15 protein-coding genes are annotated in these 19,902 nt (G+C 63.6%); 14 read left to right on the top strand and 1 reads right to left on the bottom strand.

The window, feature by feature from the left end:
- The first annotated feature begins 6 nt into the window (after window positions 1-6).
- From LPJGGPFB_RS17410 to abc-f, 14 genes are all read left to right on the top strand, one after another.
- Entirely contained in the window at window positions 7-1,374 is a 1,368-nt protein-coding gene (locus LPJGGPFB_RS17410) for an amidase (protein WP_173421220.1), read from the top strand.
- A 227-nt stretch (window positions 1,375-1,601) separates the two neighbouring features.
- Window positions 1,602-2,573 (top strand): AraC-like ligand-binding domain-containing protein, encoded by a 972-nt coding sequence (locus LPJGGPFB_RS17405; protein ID WP_173421219.1) that lies wholly within the window; start codon window positions 1,602-1,604, stop codon window positions 2,571-2,573.
- 104 nt (window positions 2,574-2,677) lie between these two features.
- Complete coding sequence (locus LPJGGPFB_RS17400) at window positions 2,678-4,717, top strand: hydantoinase/oxoprolinase family protein (RefSeq protein ID WP_173421218.1); 2,040 nt, start codon at window positions 2,678-2,680, stop codon at window positions 4,715-4,717.
- Entirely contained in the window at window positions 4,710-6,665 is a 1,956-nt protein-coding gene (locus LPJGGPFB_RS17395; RefSeq protein ID WP_173421217.1) for a hydantoinase B/oxoprolinase family protein, read from the top strand. Before LPJGGPFB_RS17400 ends, LPJGGPFB_RS17395 begins: the two co-directional genes overlap by 8 nt.
- Before the next feature lie 58 nt (window positions 6,666-6,723).
- Window positions 6,724-7,167, top strand: a complete 444-nt coding sequence (locus tag LPJGGPFB_RS17390; RefSeq protein WP_173421216.1) for a GNAT family N-acetyltransferase — start codon at window positions 6,724-6,726, stop codon at window positions 7,165-7,167.
- A 22-nt stretch (window positions 7,168-7,189) separates the two neighbouring features.
- Window positions 7,190-8,545, top strand: coding sequence for an aspartate aminotransferase family protein (locus LPJGGPFB_RS17385; RefSeq protein WP_173421215.1), 1,356 nt, complete (start codon window positions 7,190-7,192; stop codon window positions 8,543-8,545).
- Between the two features lie 341 nt (window positions 8,546-8,886).
- Window positions 8,887-10,515 (top strand): ABC transporter substrate-binding protein, encoded by a 1,629-nt coding sequence (locus tag LPJGGPFB_RS17380; protein WP_173421214.1) that lies wholly within the window; start codon window positions 8,887-8,889, stop codon window positions 10,513-10,515.
- A gap of 20 nt (window positions 10,516-10,535) precedes the next feature.
- The gene (locus tag LPJGGPFB_RS17375; RefSeq protein WP_173421213.1) at window positions 10,536-11,519 is read left to right on the top strand and encodes an ABC transporter permease; all 984 of its coding nucleotides are present in this window, start codon (window positions 10,536-10,538) and stop codon (window positions 11,517-11,519) included.
- On the top strand, window positions 11,516-12,418 hold the full coding sequence (locus LPJGGPFB_RS17370) for an ABC transporter permease (RefSeq protein ID WP_173421212.1): 903 nt from the start codon (window positions 11,516-11,518) through the stop codon (window positions 12,416-12,418). Before LPJGGPFB_RS17375 ends, LPJGGPFB_RS17370 begins: the two co-directional genes overlap by 4 nt.
- Entirely contained in the window at window positions 12,415-13,230 is an 816-nt protein-coding gene (locus tag LPJGGPFB_RS17365; RefSeq protein WP_173421211.1) for an ABC transporter ATP-binding protein, read from the top strand. Before LPJGGPFB_RS17370 ends, LPJGGPFB_RS17365 begins: the two co-directional genes overlap by 4 nt.
- Window positions 13,231-13,235: 5 nt before the next feature.
- Entirely contained in the window at window positions 13,236-14,165 is a 930-nt protein-coding gene (locus LPJGGPFB_RS17360) for an ABC transporter ATP-binding protein (RefSeq protein WP_427858286.1), read from the top strand.
- 23 nt (window positions 14,166-14,188) lie between these two features.
- Window positions 14,189-14,665 carry a GNAT family N-acetyltransferase gene (locus LPJGGPFB_RS17355; RefSeq protein ID WP_173421209.1) on the top strand — a complete coding sequence of 159 codons (477 nt, stop codon included), beginning with the start codon at window positions 14,189-14,191 and terminating at the stop codon, window positions 14,663-14,665.
- Window positions 14,666-14,676: 11 nt separating this feature from the next.
- The gene (locus LPJGGPFB_RS17350; protein WP_427858275.1) at window positions 14,677-16,707 is read left to right on the top strand and encodes a beta-N-acetylhexosaminidase; all 2,031 of its coding nucleotides are present in this window, start codon (window positions 14,677-14,679) and stop codon (window positions 16,705-16,707) included.
- Window positions 16,708-16,851: 144 nt separating this feature from the next.
- Complete coding sequence (gene abc-f / locus LPJGGPFB_RS17345; RefSeq protein WP_173421207.1) at window positions 16,852-18,474, top strand: ribosomal protection-like ABC-F family protein; 1,623 nt, start codon at window positions 16,852-16,854, stop codon at window positions 18,472-18,474.
- 130 nt (window positions 18,475-18,604) lie between these two features.
- Here abc-f and pepT read toward each other — a convergent pair whose 3' ends face one another.
- The gene (gene pepT, locus LPJGGPFB_RS17340; protein WP_173421206.1) at window positions 18,605-19,837 is read right to left on the bottom strand and encodes a peptidase T; all 1,233 of its coding nucleotides are present in this window, start codon (window positions 19,835-19,837) and stop codon (window positions 18,605-18,607) included.
- Window positions 19,838-19,902 lie beyond the last annotated feature (65 nt).

The raw sequence follows: 19,902 nt of genomic DNA, 5'->3' as shown, positions 1-19,902 counted from the left end.
TATGCGATGACGCAGGATCTTGGCGGACGGTCGATCGCGCAGTTGTCTGCGCTGCTGCAAACCGGTGCGCTCGATCCGCGAGACCTGGCAGCCTGGACGCTTGAGCGGATCCGTAGCCACGACGACCAGGCGATCTTCACCATGATCCTGCCGGAGCGGGCGATGCGCGAGGCGGATGCTTCCGCCCGACGCATTGCCGCCGGTCGCCCGCTTGGGCTTCTCGATGGAATTCCCGTCGCGTGGAAGGACCTGTTTGCCATTGCAGGGGTTCCGACGACAGCCGGATCGGCGGTCCTGAAGGACGCGCCGGCAGCGCAAGACGACGCGGCCGTGGTAACGGCGCTCGGCCATGCCGGCATGGTCAGTGTCGGACGGGTCAACATGAGCGAGTTCGCCTTCTCGGGCCTTGGCATCAACCCGCATTACGGCACGCCGCGCAATGCGCGCTCGCTCGATGTCGATCGACTGCCGGGCGGCTCGTCCTCCGGTTCCGGCGTCGTGGTTGCTGCCGACCTTGTGCCCGTCTCGATCGGTACTGACACGGGCGGGTCGATCCGCATTCCCGCCGCCTTCAACGGCGTTGTCGGCTACAAGGCGACCCGCGGCCGCTATTCCATGCGCGGTGTCTTTCCGCTCGCCAAGAGCCTGGATTCGCTCGGGCCCCTCTGCCGCACGGTGCAAGATGCCGTCTGGGTCGATGCCGCCATGCGCGGCCTGCCGGCGCCGGAAATCCGCCGTGGTCATCTCGATGGCCTGTCGATCGTCGTGCCGACGACAGTGGTGTTCGATGGGGCCGAGGACGGTGTCGTCTCCGCTTTCGAGGCAGCAATCGGCCGGCTGCAGCGGGCTGGCGCCCATGTACGCCGCCAATCGTTTCCGGCGTTCGAGCGTATCTTCGAGACCATGGCGCGCCATGGACCGCTGGTGACGGCCGAAGCCTACGCCCTGCATCGAGACCGGCTCGAAGGCCCGCAGGCCGCAATGATGGACCAGCGCGTCGTGGCTCGGGCGCGGCTGGGGCAAAATATCAGCCTTTCCGACTACATCGCCACGCTTGAGATACGCGAGGCGTTGATCGCCGAGGTCGCCTCAAGCGTTGGGCCGAACGAGATTATCGCCATTCCGACGGTCGCGCATGTCGCGCCCGCCACCGATCCGCTCCTCACGGACGATGCCTTGTTCGTCGAAACCAACGCCCGGACCTTGCGCAACACCTTGATCGGTAATTTTCTCGACTGGTGCGGCGTCTCGCTCCCCTGCGGCACTGGCGAGGCCGGCATGCCGGTCGGCCTGCTGCTCTCCGCCCAGCCGCATCACGACGCCCATCTCCTGTCGATGGCGCTTGCGGCGGAAGCGGTGGTGCGCGCCGATTGATCTTTCACTACGCCCAGCGACAAGAGCAAGCGCACTTTGCGACTAGCCGGAGGGCCAAAGGCATAGTCTACTGCTTGAAGACCTCCGGAAACGCCGGTCGCAAAGGCCCTGAAGAGGCTGCGACAGCAAAGGCGACCGGTCAGGAATAATGGGCCGCGATCGGCCGTCGCCTCGGCACCACGGGAACAGCCGAAGCGAACGGACGGCGGACGGGATGGGAGCTTCGCATGGACGTGAGTTATTCCACGGCAGGCACGGCGGCGCGCGAGCGCAAGCGGTATTGGGACGAAGCGGTATCGAGCACCTACTTTCCGCTCGACCTGCGCTTCCAGAATTCCGCGGAGTTTTCCGGCGACTTGAACGTCTGGGACCTCGGCGCAGTCTCGCTGTCGCGGCTCGATTCCGACGGCCTTCTCTACCGCCGGCAGAAGCGGCACCTGCTGCATGAGCGCGAAGAAAGCTACCTGATCACCGTACCGGAAAAGGCGGAGATCAGTTTCGAGCAAAGCGGCAAGGCCGTGCGCTGCAAGCCGGGCGCCTTCCTCGTCGAGCGCAGCCACCTGCCCTATGAGTTCAGCTACACCGCCAAGAACACGCTCTGGGTGCTGAAGGTGCCGATCGCGACGCTGCGCCCGCGTGTCGGCCTGCCCGAACGTATCGCGTCGCTCAGCTTCGATTCCACCCGAGGCACCGGCGCATTGTTCGTCGACATGATCCGGCTGATCGCGCCACGGCTTGTGGAGATGGATGCACCTGCCCGCAACATGACCGGCAAGCATCTTGTCGACATCCTCGCTATGTCGCTCATCTCCGATGAGCGCATGCTGATGTCGGATGCCGGGTCGGTTCAGGTCGGCCACCTGCACCGCGTCGAAAGCTATGTCCGCGCCAACCTTGCCCGTACCGATCTCGGGCCGCAGGTGATCGCCGATGCCTGCGGCATCTCGGTACGCTATCTGCACCAGTTGATGAAGCGGCAGGGCACGTCCGTGTGCCACTGGATCCGGGTCCAGCGGCTTTTGCGCTGCGACGAGATGTTGCGCGATCCGGCCTGCCGCAAGCTGGTTTCGGAAATCGCCTATGCGCTTGGGTTCAGCGATCACGCGCAGCTCAGCCGCCACTACAAGGCGCATTTCGGCTACAGCCCGAGCGAAGCGCGTGAGCGCCACAGCCTGACGAGCCCCAGCGGCTCCGGCTGAGCCGGGCGGCCGTTCGTTCCAGACACACGCGAGGTGAGCGCGCCCGACCGGGCGAGGGCGAAGCCTTGCCTGCTTTTCAATGAACCGAAGACAGGAGACGAACCTTGCAGAACCTTCGCGTTGCCGTCGATGTCGGTGGCACCTTTACCGACATCTGCATCATGGACGAAACCACCGGCCTGATCCGGGTCGAAAAGACGTCATCGTCGGCAGATCCGATCGACGGCATCATGTCCGGCGTCGAAAAAGCCGGCATCGACCTTTCGAAGGTGGCGCTGTTTTCGCACGGTACCACCGTTGCCACCAATGCCCTGATCACGCGGCGCCTGCCGCGCACGGCGATGGTGTGTACCCGCGGCTTCCGCGACGTGATCGAGATCCGCCGCGCCAACAAGGAAGACCTCTGGGATACCTACAAGGACGTGGTGCCACCCTATGTGCCGAGGCGTGACCGGCTGGTCGTCTCCGAACGTATCGACGCGCAGGGCGGGATCGTAGAAACGCTCGACGAGGACGAAGCCCGTGAAGTCGCGCGCATTCTCAAGCGCCGCAATGTTGCGGCCGTCGCCGTCTGCTTCATGAACGCCTTCATGAACGGTGCCAACGAGCGGCGGATGAAGGAAATCCTGATGGAGGTGATGCCCGGCGTACCGGTGTCGACCTCGTCGGAAGTCCTGCCCGAAATCTTCGAACATGAGCGGTTCTCGACCACGGTCGCCAATGCGGCGCTCAGCCCCGTCGTCGTCGACTACACCTCGAGGCTCGGCAAGCGGCTACAACAGGACGGCTATGAGCGCGACCTTTTGCTGCTGCACACGGGCGGCGGGGTGATGACGCCGAAGAGCGTCGAAGACTTTGCCGCGCGGCTCGCCGGGTCCGGCATCGCTGCCGGCGCGATCGCCAGCAAATACATTGCCGAACTCTGCGGCTTCAGGAACTCAATCGGCCTCGACATGGGCGGCACCTCGACCGACGTGTCGCTTGCCTATGACGGCCAGTCGCGCATCACCAAGGACTGGTTCATCGAGTTCGGCTATCCGATCCGCTTTTCGTCCATCGAGGTTCTGACCATCGGCGCCGGCGGCGGTTCGCTCGCCTGGACCGATGAGGCGGGATCGCTGCGCAACGGGCCGCAATCGGCGGGCGCCAATCCCGGCCCGGCCTGCTATGCCAAAGGCAACCGCCAGCCGACCAACACCGATGCCAATGTCGTGCTCGGCCGCCTCGGCACCAGCCTGGCCGGCGGCAAGATCACGCTTGATGCGGACCTGGCGCTTCAGGCGGTTCGCGAAGGCGTGGCCGAGCCGTTCGGGCTCGAGCCGCATGCGGCCGCCGATGCCATCATCCGAGTGGCCAATGCCAACATGTCTGACGCTGTGCGGCTGATCTCGATCAGCCGCGGCTATGACCCGCGCGACTTTGCGCTGGTTGCCTTCGGCGGTGCAGGCGCCCTGCATGGCGCGGCGATCGCCCGCGAGCTGTCTATCCCCGCCGTCATCGTTCCGCCGAACCCCGGTGTCACCTCGGCGCTCGGCTGCCTTCTCGTCGACATGCAGCATGATTTTTCCGAGAGCTATCTGAAGCCGGCTAACGACGCAGACGCAACGGCTATCGAAGAGGCCTTCATCCGCCTCGAACAGGAAGCGCTGGAACGGCTCGCGCACGAGGGTGTGGCCGACAAGGACGTGGTGCTCCAGCGCAGCATCGACATGATGTATCTCGGACAGTGGCGGTCGCTCGCTGTCTCCGCGCCGTCGCCTGTCACCGACATCGCGCCGCTGGTCGAAGCCTTCCATCGTGAGCATCAGCGCGAATACAATTTCCGCCGTGACGAGACACCCGTCAGCCTGTTCCGCATCAACCTGAAGGCAGTCGGCATGGTGCCGAAGGCATCGCTTGCCAAGCACGCGCCGACCGGACTGATCCCTACGCCGAAGACGCGGCGCAGTGTCTGGTTTGCAGCCGACGCCGCGGTCGATACGCCCGTCTACGAGCGCGAGACGCTGCCCGCAGGCTTCGTCTTCAAGGGGCCCGCCATCATCGAACAGCTTGATTCCACCGTCGTCGTCCCGCCGGGAACGACCGCGGAAGTGGACACATACCTCAACATCATCATCCGCATCGAAGGTGAAGCGAATGTCTGAACAGCAAAACCTTGACCCGGTGACCTTCGAGGTCCTGAAAAACTCCTTCATCACCAGCGTCGACCAGATGGCCGAGCAGATCTTGAGAACCTGCTATTCCTTCGTCATCTACAACCGCGACTTTTCGAGCGCCCTTCACGATGCCGAAGGCAATTCGGCCGCGCAGGGCAACCAGGACATCGCCGTCCATGTCGGTACGCTGCATTTCACCTGCAAGGACGTCATCCGCGCCTTCGACGGCGACATGCATCCGGGCGACGTTTATGCGATCAACGATCCCTATGCCGGCGGCACTCATTTCAACGACGTTCGGCTGATCCGGCCGATCTTCGTCGACGGCAGGATCATTGCCTTCAGCCAGTCGAACGGACACTGGTCGGATCTCGGCGGTAGCGTGCCCGGCTCCTTCGACGTCGCGGCCAAGGAAATGTTCAAGGAGGGCATGCGCATCACGCCGATCCGTTTGTTCGACAAGGGTCGGTTCTGCAAGGACGTCGCTCATCTGATCGCCTCCAACACCCGCGACCCGGCCTCGATCATTGGTGATATTCATGCGCAGGCCCAGGCGACCCAAGTCTGTGAGCGCGAGATCCTGCGGCTCGTCGGCAAATACGGCGAAGGCACCGTCAAGCAGGGGCTTGGCGCTGTGCAGGATTATGTCGAGCGGGCCATGCGCCAGCGCATCGCCGCGCTGCCCGACGGCGAGTGGGAAACGCAGGACTTCATCGACCGCGATCCGGCCGGCAACGAAGGCATGATCCCGATCAAGGTCAAGCTGACGATCAAGGGCGATCGGGCGATCTACGACTTCACCGGCAGCCATCCGACCATCGGCTCGATCTACAATTCGGCCTTCGGCGCGACCTTCTCGGCGGTGGCGGCCGGCATGAAGACCTTCTTCCCAGATCTGCCGCTCAACAGCGGCTTCTATCGGGTGTTCGAAATCATCGCGCCGGAAGGCTCGATCGTTGACGCCAAATGGCCGGTGGCCGTTACCGGCTTCCTCATGCCTTTCGAGAAGATCATGAACGCGATCTACGAGATCTGGTCGAAGATCATTCCGGAGCGCGCCATCGCCTGCGCCTTCAATCTCGAATATCTCCTGACCGGCGGGCGCGACGCGCGGGCGGCGGAAAAGCCGATCTTCATGTTCTATGACTGGTTGCCGGGCGGCTGGGGCGGACGCAACGGCATGGACGGTTGCAATGTGACGACCGCCTGCTTCGGAACCGGACTAATGGCCCAGCCGGTCGAAGGGCAGGAGCGGGCAAATCCGATCCTGACCACCGAATTCGAGGTGCTGACGGATTCGGCCGGCCCGGGGAAATGGCGCGGTGGCGCCGGGGTGATGAAGACCTCCCGCATGCTGGAGGCCGAAAACACCGTCATTTCCTATATCTGCGACCGCGAGCGCGCCATCGTCTGGGGCATCGAGGGCGGCTTGCCCTCCATGCCGCACGGATTGACGTTGACGCGGGAAAAGACCGGCAGGAAGGAGTGGCTCGGCGCCACCTTCTCCGACGTGGCAATCGAGGCCGGCGATATCTTCTCGCGCCCGACCGCCGGCGGCGGCGGCTTCGGCGATCCGCTGGAGCGCGATGCGCAGCGTGTCCTTGCCGACGTCATCGATGACTATGTCTCGGTCGAGCGGGCAGGCAAGGACTATGGCGTCGTCATCAGCCCCGTCGATCCGGAAATCTGCGCCTACGAGATCGATGCCGCAGCGACTGCCGCGTTGCGACAACAGATCAGGGCTGAGCGCCTGGGCTGGCTTGAGACGGATCCAGCCGAGATCTCGGCGCGATTCAAGGCGGGCGAGATCGACGCACTCGACGCGGTGCGCCGCCATGCGGTGATCCTCGACTGGGACACAGGCGATCTGCTGCCCGTATCCACCGAACAGTTTCGCGACATGTATCGCAAGCGCTCAGCCGCCTGCTGGCAGTAACAACGCAAACGGCGCGGCCGGTGGGCGGAGCGCCCACTCGGTAGACAGGGGGGACGGCATGGCAGGTGTTACGATCGTCGCGGCCACGGAGGCCGACAGATCGGCGTGGAACGAGCTTCACGCCGGGTTCGCCGCGTTCTATGGCGTTCATCAGACCGACGAGATGCGGGACCGGGTCTGGGGCTGGATCCGCGACGGTGCGCTCGAATGCAGGCTGGCGCTCGATGGCTCCGGCCGCCCGATCGGTCTGACGCACTTTCGCGAATACATTCGGCCTCTCTTGGCGGCGCGCGGCGGCTTCCTCGACGATCTCTTCGTGGCGCCCGAGGCGCGCGGCAGCGGGGCGGCCCCAGCCCTCATTCGGGCCGTCGCCGATATCGGACGAGAGCGTGGCTGGTCTGTCATCCGCTGGATCACGCGCGACAACAACTACAGGGCCCGCGGCCTCTACGATCAGCTGGCCACCAGAACCGATTGGCTGACCTATGATATCGCCCTGTAACGCATTGAAACCGGAGATGCCGATGACCGCACAGCCCAATTCCACCGAAGCGCGGGACATGGCCTACCATCTCCATTCCTACACCAACCCGCGCAAGCTCGAGCGGGAAGGGCCGCTGATCATCGATCGCGGCGAAGGCATCCACGTCTTCGACAACAGCGGCAAGCGTTACATCGAGGGTATGGCTGGGCTCTGGAGCGTAGCCGTCGGCTTCGGCGAGAAGCGGCTGGTCGAGGCCGCGCGTCGCCAGATGGACAAGCTTCCCTATTACCATACCTTCTCGCAGAAAGCGCACGGGCCGGTGGTGGATCTGGCGGAGAAGCTCATCGGCATGGCGCCGGTGCCGATGTCCAAGGTCTATTTCGCCAATTCCGGATCCGAGGCGAACGATACCGCGATCAAACTGGTCTGGTACCGCTCCAACGCGCTTGGAAGACCGGAAAAGAAGAAGATCATTTCGCGCATCAAGGGCTATCATGGTGTAACAGCGCTGAGCGCGAGCCTGACGGGGCTGCCCAACAATCATCGCTCCTTCGACCTGCCGTTTGCCAACATCCTGCACACGACCTGCCCGCATTACCGCACCGGTGCCGAACCCGGCCAGGACGAACTTGCCTTTTCGCGCTGCTGCGCCGAAGAGCTGGAGGCGCTTATCCTTGAGGAGGGCCCGGAGACGATCGCCGCTTTCATCGGTGAACCGGTCATGGGTGCCGGCGGTGTCATCGTTCCGCCCGAGGGCTACTGGGCGGCGATCCAGGACGTGCTGCGAAAATACGACATCCTGTTGATAGCCGACGAAGTGATCTGCGGCTTCGGGCGCACCGGCAACATGTTCGGCTCAGAGACCTTCGGCATGCGCCCTGATATCATGACGCTCTCCAAGCAGCTGTCGTCGTCCTACCAGCCGATCGCGGCGCTCATGATCAACGACAGTGTCTATGAGCCGATCGCCAATGAGGCCGACCGGATCGGCGCGCTCGGGCACGGATTTACCGCGAGCGGCCATCCGGTCGCCGCTGCCGTATCGCTCGAAAACCTCGCGATCATCGAGGAGAAGGACCTGGTCGGCAACGTCCGCCGCCTCGCACCGCATTTCCTTGGTCGTCTGAATGCGCTCGAACGGCACCCGCTGGCGGTCGAAGCGCGCGGCATCGGCCTCATCGGTGCGCTTGAGCTTGAGGCGGCGGATGGCGCGGCCGCTGGCGCAACCGGCGCCCGGGTAGGAGCGATCCTGCAGAGGAACGGGCTGATCTGCCGCAATATCGGCGATTCCATCGCCTTTTGCCCACCGATGATCATCACCGCGGCCGAGATCGACGAGATGTTCGATATCGTCGAGGCGAGCCTTGGCGAGCTCGGTCAGCAGGCAGCGGCATAAGGGCCTCCATGTCGGGCCTACGTCAGATAGCGGGCCGCCGACACGCCGGCCCGCAGACGTTTCTGATAAAAGAAGATCTTCGCAACGAAGCAGTTGAAAGCCGAAGGTGCGCGCCTTCCTTCGGTTGCATCTTCATCCTTCGTCGTAGCTAAAAGACGCAGATTGACACGCCTTCAATCCTGGACATATCATTAAGTCAAATTACTTGACTTATTAATGCGTCATCGAAACCTGGAGGGGAGTTCGTCATGTCGGCAGTCGAGGAAATGCGGTCCAGACCAATTGCAGGAGGGACCGGAGGGATCATTCATTCAGTGACGGCAAGGTTGTTCGGTGGGGCCATGGCCGCATCGTTGGCCCTGCTTGCGGCGGGCCAGGTACAGGCCGAGTCCGTTCTGACCATGCACATCGAAGAGCAGACGAGCTGGGTGCAGAATTTTAACCCGTTCGATCTCGGCGGGCGGCGCCAGAGCACCATGGACTTCGTCTACGAGCCGCTCGTCATCTTCAACGACTACGACGGCGGCAAGCCCGTCTGGCGGCTGGCGACCGGCTACAAGTTTGCCGACGACCTGAAGTCGATCACCTACACGCTGCGCGACGGCGTGAAGTGGTCGGACGGCAAGCCGCTGACATCGGCCGATATGAAATTCACACTTGAACTGATGCTGAAGAACCCGGCCGTCGATATCGTCGGCGTCGGTGAGAGCGTCGCCTCCGTCGAGGCGGTGTCGCCGACCGAGGTCAAGATCAATCTCAAGGACGTCGATACCCACTTCCCGGAATCACTCGCCGACTTTCCTGTGGTGCCCGAGCATATCTGGAAGGACGTCGGCGATCCGCTCGCCTTCAAGAACGAGAAGCCTGTCGGTTCCGGCCCGATGACCGAGATCCGCCGCTTCACGCCGCAGGTCTACGAGCAATGCCGCAATCCCAATTACTGGGACGCAGCGACGCTGAAGGTCGATTGCCTCAAGCTGCCGCAGATTGCCGGCAACGATCAGATGCTGGCGCTCCTGCCCGAAGGCGGCCTCGACTGGTTCGGCTCGTTCCTGCCGCAGATCGACAAGACCTATGTCGGCCTCGATCCGGAACACAACGCCTATTGGCAGCCGCCGGCCGAAACCGTCTCGTTCCAGATGAACCTCAAGTCGGCCAATGCCGGTAACGCTGAAGCGTTCAATGACATAACCTTCCGCCGCGCCTTCAGCCTGGCGATGGACCGCACATCGATGGTCGATATTGCCGGCTTCGGCTACCCCGTCGTCAATGCGCATGCGAGCGGGCTGCCGCCGCGTTTCGATAGCTGGCGCAACAAGGCGGCCGAGGCGGCCCAGGACGAATGGCTCGCCTATGATATCGACCGAGCCAACAAGCTGCTTGACGATGCCGGCTACAAGAAGGACGGCGAAGGCTTCCGCACGACGCCGAGCGGCAAGCCGATCACCTTCCCGATCATCGTGCCCAACGGCTGGACCGACTGGATCGACGCGGTCCAGATCGCGACCGAGGGCCTGCGAAAGATTGGCATCAATGCTTCGGTGGCGACACCGGAATACGAGCAATGGCAGAAGCAGATCCTCGACGGCTCGTTTGAAGCGGTAATGAATTCGCGTGCTGACGGACCGACACCGTTCCGTGGTTACTTCCAGTCGTTGTCGACCGCTTTCGGCGGACGCATCACCAGCGCGCCCTCGCGTTATTCCAATCCGGAACTCGACAAGGTGTTCGATAACTACCGACGGGCGACGACGGACGAGGACCGCAAGAAGCTGTTTGACCAGGTGCAACTGATCGTCGCTGACAATCTACCCGTCGTTCCCGTCTTCAACGGTCCAACCTGGTATCAGTTCTCGACCAAGCGCTTCACCGGCTGGGTCTCGAAGGAAGAACCGGCGATGAATCCTGAGGATCACGACAACAACCGCATGCGGCTGGTGCATTTGCTGCGGCTGAAGCCGGTCGAATAGAGCCAGGGAAGGGCTGACGGATGCGGCTTCCCCGCCGACGGCTTGCCGTCTACTGCGTCGCGTTCCTGTTTGCGATCGTGATGAACTTTGCGGTTCCCCGGCTGATGCCGGGGAGCCCCGTCGACAGCATGATCGCCCAACTCGGCCCGCGGGCAACGCCCGCGGCCATCGCGGCGATCAAGGCGCGTTTCGGCGCCATCGAGCAGCCGATGTGGCAGCAGTTCGTCGACTATATCGTCGGGCTGGCGCATTTCGATCTCGGCGTGTCGGTGAAATATTATCCCCAGACAGTGCTGGAGGTCCTTGGCCGGTCGGCCGGCTGGACGGCGTTCCTCGTCGTGACCGCCATCGTTTTTTCACTGTCGATCGGGGTTTCGCTAGGGGCACTTGCCGCCTGGCGTCGCGGTGGCCGTTTCGACAGCTTCGTCTCGCCGTTTTCGGTGGTGATGATCGCGGTGCCGCCCGTCATCATCGCGCTGGCGACGCTGTTTATCTTCGGCGTCACGTTGCGCCTGCTGCCGGTCGGCTATGCCTATGACCCGAACCTCGATCCAGGGCTCAATTTCACGTTCTTCGGCAGCGTTTTCCTGCATGCGATCATGCCGGTTCTCACCCTTTCGCCCTACCTGATCGGTGAGTTCCAGACGACCATGCGCTCCAGCATGATCTCGGTGCTCGGCGAGGATTATGTCACCATGGGGAGAGCCAAGGGGCTGTCGGAAACCGCCGTGATGTTCGGCTATGCCGCCCGCAACGCCATGCTGCCGGTCTTGACCAATCTGGCGCTGATGCTCGGCGCGGTGTTCGGCGGGTCGATAGTCACCGAGATCGTCTTCAACTATCCCGGCCTCGGCCTCACGCTCTATACCGCCAGCGTCGCGCGCGACTACCCCGTCATCCAGGGCCAGCTGCTGCTGATGACCTTGGCGACGCTCGGGGCAAACCTGCTTGTCGACATCCTCTATGGCGTCGTCGATCCGCGCATTCGGGAGGGGCGGGCATGACCTCAGGTCTCGCATTATTGTGGCGGCAGAAGAAGGCCGTCGCCGGTCTCGCCATCATCGTCGCACTTTGCCTGATGGCGCTGCTGGCGCCGGTAATCGCGCCGGGCGACCCCGGCGAACGGGTCGGACGCTCGCATCAGCCACCGACCGTCGAACATGTGTTCGGCACCACCAAGATGGGACGCGACGTCTATTCCCAGTTCGTCTGGGGCGCGCGCCCTTCGCTTGCCGTCGGTTTCGCCACCGGCCTCGCGATCACCGCGCTCGGCACGATCGTCGGGCTGGTCGCCGGCTACTTCGGCGGGCGTACCGACGCAACGCTCGATCTCGCGACCAACGCCGTGCTCGTCATTCCCAACATCCCGCTCCTGATCTTGCTCGCCTCCTTTGCGGGCACAGTCGGGCCACTGGCGATCATGGCGATCATCGCGCTCACCTCATGGCCCTGGGGCGCGCGCATGACGCGCTCGCAGACGCTGGCGCTGCGCAACCGTGAATTCGTCGTCGCCGCCCGCATGGTCGGCGAACCGCACTGGCGGGTGATTTTCGTCGAGATCCTGCCCAATCTCGTGCCGCTGATCGGCATCAACGTCGTCGGCAGCATCATCTACGCCATCGTCGCCCAGACGACGCTCGAATATCTCGGCTTCGGCGATCCCCTGCGCGTCACCTGGGGCACGATGCTCTACAACGCCCAGAACTCGTCGGCGATCATCATCGGCGCCTGGTGGGATATCGGCGCGCCGGCTGCCGGCATCGCGCTCGTCGGTCTTGGTCTCGCTCTTCTCAACTTCACATTCGACGAGATCGCCAATCCGCAGCTTCGTTCAGGCCCTGCGCTTAGCCGTTGGCTACGGCTGAACCGGCGGCGCAATCGGGCGCTGGAGGTGGGACAATGAGCGAACCGCTGCTGCAGGTGCGCAATCTGGATGTCGATTACCTCACCGACGACGGCGCCTTTCGCGCCGTCCGGAATGTCTCGTTCGATATCAAACGCGGCGAATTGTTCGGGCTTGCCGGCGAATCCGGTTGCGGCAAGAGCACCATCGCGTTTGCGATCACCCGCCTGTCGAAGCCGCCGGCCTGGGTGGCGGGAGGCGAGATCCTGCTCGAAGGCCGCGACCTGCTGCAGATGTCGGAAACGGCCCTCCAGGATGTGCGCTGGCGGCGCATCGGCATGGTGTTCCAAAGCGCGATGAACTCGCTCAATCCGTTGATGCGGGTGGAGGCGCAGTTCCATGACGTGCTTGCCCGGCACACCGGCGCGACGCGGGCACAATCGCGGGCACGCGCCGAGGAGATGTTTCGCCTGGTCGGCATTCCGGCCAGCCGGCTCGATGACTACCCGCACCAGTTCAGCGGCGGCATGCGCCAGCGCATCGTCATCGCGATCTGCCTGGCGCTTCGGCCACAGCTGATCATCATGGACGAGCCGACGACGGCGCTCGACGTGGTTGTGCAGCGCGAAATTCTCGAGCAGGTCGTCGACCTGCAAAGCACGCACGGTTTCTCGGTGCTGTTCATCACCCACGACCTGCATCTGATGGCGCAGCTCTGCCATCGCATCGGGGTAATGCTGAATGGCGAACTGGTCGAGGTCGGTGACGTCAGGCAGATCAGCCGGACGCCCGCGCATGACTATACGCGCAGGCTCTGGGGGGCGATCCCGCAGTTGCCCGCTTCCGTCAGGAGATTGGGGGCCGTAGAATGAACGTCATGCCCGTCGCTTCACCTGTCGTGCCGACGCCAACCGACGCGATCGTCCAGCTCGAGGCGATCGCGCGCAGTTTTGGTCATGTCGAGGCGCTCCGCGGCATCTCGCTGGCGCTGAGACCGGGCCGTGCGCTGGCTCTGGTCGGCGAATCCGGCTGCGGCAAGACGACATGCGCCCGCATCATCGCGCGCATGGATGCTCCGACCGCGGGATCGATGCAGTTTCGCGGCCGCGATATCACCACCGTCGGGAACGCTGCCGATGAGAAAGCCTATCGCCGCGCCGTCCAGATGGTGTTCCAGGATCCATTCGCATCGCTCAATCCTGTCTTCACGGTCTATCATCACCTGGCAAGACCGCTCGCCCTGCACGGTCACGCCAGGGGCAGGGCGCAGTTGCGGCAGGCCGTCGACACGCTGTTGAGCGATGTCGGTCTCGACCCGGCCCTGACCGCGCACAAGTTTCCGCATGCGCTTTCCGGTGGCCAACGCCAGCGCGTCAACATCGCCCGGGCGCTCGCCGTTCGGCCCGACGTCCTCGTCGCCGACGAGCCGACATCGATGCTCGACGTCTCGATCCGACTGGATATCCTCGAACTGCTGGCCGGCATCAAACGCGATCGCGCTCTCGCCATGCTCTACATCACCCACGATATTGCGACGGCCGCGCACATTGCCGAAGACGTGGTGGTGATGTTTGCGGGCCAGATGGTCGAATGGGGCGAGACGGAAGCGGTGATCGGCGATGCGCGTCACCCCTATACGCAACTGCTGCTCTCTGCAGTTCCCGATCCCGATCGCCCCTTTGTGCCGGGCGCCAGCGCCCGCTTTCTCGGTCATGCCGAGGAAGTCCGTCGCATCAGCCGCCCGGTCTCCAGCGTGGTCGAACAGGTCGGCTCCAACCACTTCGTGCGCGCGCTTGGCGCCGCCTAACGCTCAGTACAACAGGTTTGCTCATGGATTATCTCGTCAATCTATCTCTGCTTCGACCAAATCCCGACCTCGACCTGCGGATGGCGGCGGCCGGGGTGACGATCAGGCGCGCTTTGGCGCCCGAGTTCGAACTGGTGACCGCGTGGGTTCGGGAAAAATTCGGTGCGGGCTGGGCTGGCGAGACCGCCGTTGCTCTCGCCCGTCAGCCTCCGACCTGCTTTCTCGCCACGCGAAACGGGCGTCTCCTTGGCTTTGCCTGCCATGAATCGATCGCGCGTGGGTTCTTCGGTCCGACCGGCGTCGATGAGGCGGCCCGCGGCGAAGGCATCGGGCACGCGTTGCTGCTTGCCTCTCTGCTCGATTTGAAGACGATGGGCTACGCCTACGCCATCATCGGCGATGTCGGGCCGTCGGAGTTCTACGAGAAGACCGTCGATGCGATGCCGATCCCCAATTCCGCGCCCGGCATTTACGCCGGCATGCTCAAGATCGACGAATAGCCCTGCAGGAGATGATGATGACGATCGCCACCAAACCGGAATTTCGGCTGGAAACACTCTGGACGCCGGCAAAGACGGATACCCAAGCGATTTACTCGCTGACATTGACGAACGCCTCCGATCGCCCGCTGAAGGACTTCCGCCTTTGCGTTTCCGGGCCTGCCCGCATCGACCCGGCTGCCACCGTCGAAGGCGGTGCTTTACTGAGCCGGCTATCCAATCATTCCGAGTTTGCGCCGCCGGCCGACCTGGTGCTGCAGCCGGGATCTGTGTGGACCGTGAAGGCCCATGGCATGAGCTTCGCGCCGCAACACTGGACCGACGGTGCCAACTCCGCCTATCTCGTTCTTGCCGATGGCAGCACGGCGCCGATCTCCGTCGTGCCGTCGCGGGCCCATGGCGACAATGCCGAGCTGAAGCGCGGCGCGGTCATCTATCCTGTGCCGAAGGTCGCGCCGGTCGCCGTTTCCATCGTGCCCTGGCCGCAGGAGGTATCCGTCTCCGGTCGCCTGACGCCGCCGCTTGGGCTCGATCTGGCGCCGGAGGGGCCAGAGGCCGCGGCCGCGGCGGAAGCATTTGCGGACCTCACAGCCAGCCTGTTTCCGGTCGAAGGAATTGTGCGCCCGGTCGCGGAAGGCGGCCTTCCGGCAACGCTCGCGCTCGCAGGTGACCTTGCGGAGGAAGGCTATGTCATCCGGTTCTCGCCGGCCGGCGTTGCGGTGACCGGCGGCACGCGCACTGGTCTGCTCTATGGCCTGATCACGCTCGGCCAGATTCTGCGCGGCGCGCGGCTCCATCCAGGAACGTTCCTGTTTCCGGCCGGCGGTGAGATCCGGGACGAACCGGCGCTCGGCTGGCGCGGCACGCATCTCGACGTTGCCCGTCAGTTCTACAGCACCGCCGAGGTCTCGCGGTTCCTGCGGCTGATGGCCTGGAACAAGCTCAACCGCTTCCACTGGCACCTCTCCGACGACGAGGCCTGGCGGATCGAGATCGATGCCTATCCGGCATTGACCGACGTGGGTGCGTGGCGCGGCCATGGCCGCAAGATCCCGCCGCTGCTCGGCTCCGGCCCTGATGTCACCGGCGGCTACTACACCAAGGCCGCCGTCCGCGAGATCGTCGCGCTTGCCGCGACCCTGGGTATCGAGGTGATGCCGGAGATCGACGTCCCCGGCCATTCCTTCGCCATGCTGCAGGCCATTCCCGAGCTGCGCGATCCTGAAGAGGCAGGCAGCTACTATTCGGTGCAGGGGTTCCCGGACAATTGCCTGAACCCGGTGCGCGAGGAAACCTATCGTGTGCTCGAAGTCGTCTTCGACGAACTGATCGACCTCTTCCCGTCGAAGATCATCCATGTCGGTGCCGACGAAGTGCCGCTTGGCGCGTGGTCGGGTTCGCCTGAGGCGCTTGAACGTCTGCGGACCGTCGCCGGCGACGAGATGGCGGAGGCTCACGCCAAACGGCTGAACGTCGTCACCAACACGCATGGCGCCGACGAGATCGACGGGTCGGGTGCTGCCGTGCTGCAGGCGGAGTTTCTCGCGCGCGTCCAGGGGTTCCTTGCAAGCCGCGGCTGTGTCACCGGCGGTTGGCAGGAGGCCGCCCATGGCAACGTGATCGACAAGCAAAAGTCGTTGCTGTTCGGCTGGCGGACGGTCGAGGCCAATGCCGAGCTTGCCGGTGAAGGCTACGACATCGTCGTCTGCCCGGGGCAGGTTTATTATCTCGACATGGCCAACAGCCCGGCCTGGTCCGAGCCCGGCGGCAGCTGGGCCGGGTGGTCGGATCCGGAAAAACTCTACCTGTTCGATCCGATCGAAGGCTGGACTGAGGCCCAAAAAAAGCATCTGCGCGGATTGCAATGCTGCATCTGGTCGGAGCCGATGACCGATCGCGGCGTGTTCGACCGGCTGGTGTTTCCGCGGCTCTCGGCACTGGCCGAAACCGGCTGGACCTGCCCGGAGCGCAAGAATTTCAAGCGCTTCGAGGCGCTGGTCGGGCTGATGCCTGTCCTCTACGGCTTCTATTCCGAGCAGTAGGCCTGTGGCTCGACGGGGCGCCAAAGCAATTTGATGCCCCGTTCCCCCTTGCATTTTTGGATGGGCAGACGCCGCGAATCAACGTTTGCGGCGTGGCCGTCACCCGTGACATAAGGGCGCCGCAACGTTTCGGGCCCCTAAAACATGATTCGTATCGAGAATATCAGCAAGCAGCTCAGCCACCGGATCCTCTTCATCGAGGCATCCGCGGCCCTCAACAAGGGCGAGAAGGTCGGCCTCGTCGGCCCCAACGGTGCGGGCAAGACGTCTCTCTTCCGGATGATAACGGGTGAAGAGATGCCCGATGAAGGCCAGGTCGCCGTCGATAAGGGCGTGACGATCGGTTACTTCAATCAGGACGTCGGCGAAATGGCGGGCGGCAGCGCCGTGGCCGAGGTGATGAACGGCGCCGGGCCGGTGAGCACCGTTGCCGCCGAACTGCACGAACTTGAAGCCGCCATGGTCGATCCCGATCGTCTCGACGAGATGGACGCGATCATCGAGCGCTACGGCGAAGTGCAGGCGCGCTACGAGGAACTCGACGGTTATGCGCTCGAAGGCCGCGCGCGCGAAGTGCTTGCGGGCCTCAGCTTCTCCCAGGAGATGATGGACGGCGACGTCGGCGCGCTTTCTGGCGGCTGGAAGATGCGCGTTGCGTTGGCGCGCATTCTGTTGATGCGCCCTGACGTGATGCTGCTCGATGAGCCGAGCAACCACCTGGATCTCGAAAGCCTGATCTGGCTCGAGGCCTTCCTCAAGGGCTACGAAGGCGCACTGCTGATGACCTCGCACGACCGCGAGTTCATGAACCGGATCATCACCAAGGTGGTGGAAATCGACGGCGGCCAGCTCAACAGCTATTCCGGCGACTATGGCTTCTACGAACAGCAGCGGGCGCAGAACGAAAAGCACCAGCTGGCGCAGTTCGAACGCCAGCAGGCGATGCTCGCCAAGGAAATCAAGTTCATCGAGCGCTTCAAGGCGCGCGCCTCGCACGCAGCCCAGGTGCAGAGCCGGGTCAAGAAGCTCGACAAGATCGACCGGGTCGAGCCGCCCAAGCGCCGGCAAGCCGTGTCGTTCGAGTTCCGCCCGGCGCCGCGCTCGGGCGAAGACGTCATCAACTTCAAGAACGTGCACAAGAAGTACGGCGAGCGCAGCATCTACGAAGGCCTCGACTTCATGGTGCGTCGCCGCGAGCGCTGGTGCATCATGGGTATCAACGGCGCCGGCAAGTCTACGCTTCTGAAGCTGGTGACGGGCTCGACCGATCCGGACGAAGGCAGCGTCGCGCTCGGCGCCAGCGTGAAGATGGGCTATTTCGCCCAGCACGCCATGGACCTGCTCGACGGCGAGCGCACGGTGTTCCAATCGCTCGAAGATGCCTTCCCGCAGGCCGGCCAAGGACCGCTCCGCGCGCTTGCCGGCTGCTTCGGCTTTTCCGGCGACGACGTCGAGAAGCGCTGCCGGGTGCTTTCGGGTGGCGAGAAGGCACGGCTGGTCATGGCGATGATGCTGTTCGATCCGCCGAACCTGCTGGTGCTCGACGAGCCTACCAACCACCTCGATCTTGACACCAAGGAAATGCTGATCAAGGCGCTGGAGCAGTACGAGGGCACGATGCTGTTCGTCTCGCACGACCGCCACTTCCTGGCGGCCCTGTCCAACCGCGTGCTGGAGCTGACGCCCGAGGGCGTGCATCAGTATGGCGGCGGTTATACCGAATATGTCGCACGCACCGGCCAGGAAGCGCCGGGGCTGCGTAGCTGATTTCGATCGATCGCGGCCACGCCGCGACAATGGTCTGAAACGACAAGGGCCGAAGCGCGTTATGTGCTTCGGCCCTTTCTTTGTTGATCATCTTATCTCGAAACCGTTGCGGCGGTTCGGACGACCGGCGTCAGGCGCGCTCTTCCCAGACCTTGGTGAGTTCGACCAGTGTTTTGACGGCGCTCTCCATGTCCTGGCGGCTCACCCATTCGAGCGGCGAGTGGAAGGCATGGCCACCGGCGAAGATGTTGGGGCAGGGCAGTCCCATGAACGACAGGCGTGAACCGTCGGTGCCGCCGCGGATGCTGCCGCGCACCGGCGTCATGCCCGCACGGCGCACCGCTTCCAGGGCATTTTCGGTGATCTCGGGATTGCGGGCGAGGATCGCCTTCATGTTGCGATACTGCTGCTTGACCTCGAAAGTGTAGGACGAGCCCGGATAGGCCGCGATCACGTCTTTGACGATGCCTTCGATCAGGGCCTCCTTCGTCGCAAGGCCCTCGTCCTCGAAATCGCGCACGATCAGGCTGAGGCTCGCCTTTTCCATCGTGCCGGTGACGCCGGTCGGGTGGATGAAGCCTTCGCGGCCCTCGGTGCTTTCAGGCGCGATGTCTTTCGGCAGGCGATCGATGATGGCGCCGGCGATCTTGATGGCGTTTTCCATCTTGCCCTTGGCAAAGCCCGGATGGATGGCAACACCGGCGATGGTGATCTCGACGCCGTCGGCGGAGAAGGTCTCATCCTCAATATGGCCGGCGGTCTCACCGTCGATCGTGTAGCCGAACTGGGCGCCGAGCTTCTTGAGGTCGACCTTGTCGGCCCCGCGGCCGACCTCCTCGTCGGGCGTGAAGAGGATGCGGATGGTGCCGTGTTTGATACCCGGATTGTCCATCAGGACCTGTGCTGCCGACATGATCTCGGCAACGCCGGCCTTGTCGTCGGCACCCAGAAGCGTCGTCCCGTCGGTGGTGATGATGTCGTTGCCGATCTGGTCGAGCAGAACAGGGTGCTCGCTGACGCGGATGACCTGTTGCGGGTCGCCGGTGAGGCGGATGTCGCCGCCCTGGTAATTCCTGACGATCTGCGGCTTGACGTTGGTGCCGGTGAAATCCGGCGCCGTATCCATGTGCGAGCAGAAGCAGATGACCGGGACCGGCTTGTCGACGTTCGACGGAATGGTGGCGTAGACATAGCCGTGTTCGTCGAGATGCGCGTCCGACACGCCCATCGCCTGGAGTTCGTCGACCAGCAACCGGCCGAGCGTCTTCTGCTTCTCGGTGGTGGGCGTGGTTTTCGACTTGGCATCCGATTGGGTGTCGATAACGACGTAGCGAAGGAAGCGATCGATAACAGTGTCGGTCATGGGCAAAGTGTCCAATATATCTGCGTCAACGATAGTCCCGCTATAACGCATCGCCGCCACTACCG

Origin of the sequence: Ensifer adhaerens (genome assembly GCF_013283195.1) — a bacterium.
Taxonomy (GTDB): Bacteria; Pseudomonadota; Alphaproteobacteria; order Rhizobiales; family Rhizobiaceae; genus Ensifer; species Ensifer adhaerens_G.
The sequence above is the reverse complement of the archived record's forward strand: the minus strand, read 5'-3'. Positions and strand labels throughout refer to the sequence as shown.

Bases quoted from the DNA above. Each gene is read 5' to 3' on its own strand.
- LPJGGPFB_RS17410 (WP_173421220.1), top strand. From the start codon at position 7: ATGACGCAGGATCTTGGCGGACGGTCGATCGCGCAGTTGTCTGCGCTG.
- LPJGGPFB_RS17380 (WP_173421214.1), top strand. From the start codon at position 8,887: ATGGCCGCATCGTTGGCCCTGCTTGCGGCGGGCCAGGTACAGGCCGAG.
- LPJGGPFB_RS17360 (WP_427858286.1), top strand. From the start codon at position 13,236: ATGCCCGTCGCTTCACCTGTCGTGCCGACGCCAACCGACGCGATCGTC.
- LPJGGPFB_RS17370 (WP_173421212.1), top strand. From the start codon at position 11,516: ATGACCTCAGGTCTCGCATTATTGTGGCGGCAGAAGAAGGCCGTCGCC.
- abc-f (WP_173421207.1), top strand. From the start codon at position 16,852: ATGATTCGTATCGAGAATATCAGCAAGCAGCTCAGCCACCGGATCCTC.
- LPJGGPFB_RS17405 (WP_173421219.1), top strand. From the start codon at position 1,602: ATGGACGTGAGTTATTCCACGGCAGGCACGGCGGCGCGCGAGCGCAAG.
- LPJGGPFB_RS17395 (WP_173421217.1), top strand. From the start codon at position 4,710: ATGTCTGAACAGCAAAACCTTGACCCGGTGACCTTCGAGGTCCTGAAA.
- LPJGGPFB_RS17355 (WP_173421209.1), top strand. From the start codon at position 14,189: ATGGATTATCTCGTCAATCTATCTCTGCTTCGACCAAATCCCGACCTC.
- LPJGGPFB_RS17390 (WP_173421216.1), top strand. From the start codon at position 6,724: ATGGCAGGTGTTACGATCGTCGCGGCCACGGAGGCCGACAGATCGGCG.
- pepT (WP_173421206.1), bottom strand. From the start codon at position 19,837: ATGACCGACACTGTTATCGATCGCTTCCTTCGCTACGTCGTTATCGAC.
- LPJGGPFB_RS17375 (WP_173421213.1), top strand. From the start codon at position 10,536: ATGCGGCTTCCCCGCCGACGGCTTGCCGTCTACTGCGTCGCGTTCCTG.
- LPJGGPFB_RS17350 (WP_427858275.1), top strand. From the start codon at position 14,677: ATGATGATGACGATCGCCACCAAACCGGAATTTCGGCTGGAAACACTC.
- LPJGGPFB_RS17365 (WP_173421211.1), top strand. From the start codon at position 12,415: ATGAGCGAACCGCTGCTGCAGGTGCGCAATCTGGATGTCGATTACCTC.
- LPJGGPFB_RS17385 (WP_173421215.1), top strand. From the start codon at position 7,190: ATGACCGCACAGCCCAATTCCACCGAAGCGCGGGACATGGCCTACCAT.